The sequence below is a fragment of the Campylobacter sp. 2018MI13 genome, assembly GCF_018501135.1.
Classification (GTDB): domain Bacteria; phylum Campylobacterota; class Campylobacteria; order Campylobacterales; family Campylobacteraceae; genus Campylobacter_E.
Genome location: NZ_JAHCZC010000249.1, coordinates 1 through 429, shown reverse-complemented (window position 1 = coordinate 429; position 429 = coordinate 1). Strand labels below are relative to the sequence as shown.

1 protein-coding gene is annotated in these 429 nt (G+C 59.7%); it reads right to left on the bottom strand.

Annotated elements, in window-relative coordinates; genetic code table 11:
• Positions 1 to 140: 140 nt before the first annotated feature.
• Positions 141 to 429: ATP-binding protein (locus tag KJQ99_RS09870; protein WP_350028280.1), on the bottom strand; the 289-nt coding region annotated here is incomplete at its 5' end.

The following is a 429-nucleotide window of genomic DNA, read 5'->3' as shown; positions in this document are numbered from 1 at the left end:
AAATAGAACAGCGCGTAACCCAACCAAATGGTGATCAGGATGTGCCGCCGCCAGTAGCGATAGCGGGCGTCAACCTCGTGCTTATCGGTGATGAGCAGCGCGTTAGCTGGGGCTTTTAAAAACGAAAGCATTATCCTTCCTTAAACGTAACGCTGGGGCAACGAGACGCTCACCCGCATACCGTGGGTACAAGAGATGGTTAGCGTCCCGCCGAGCGCCGACACGCGTGCGCGCATTCCGGTCAGGCCGAAGCCCTGCTGGGGAGAGCCCGGCGGCAGGCCGCTGCCGTCATCCTCAATTCCCAGCATCAGCCGCTCGTCCTGCTGCCAGCCCTGGAGCGTCACCGCGCTGGCATTGGCATGTTTTACGATGTTATTCAGCCCTGCCTGACAGACGCGAAACAGCGTCACGCGCTGACTTTCACTCAGC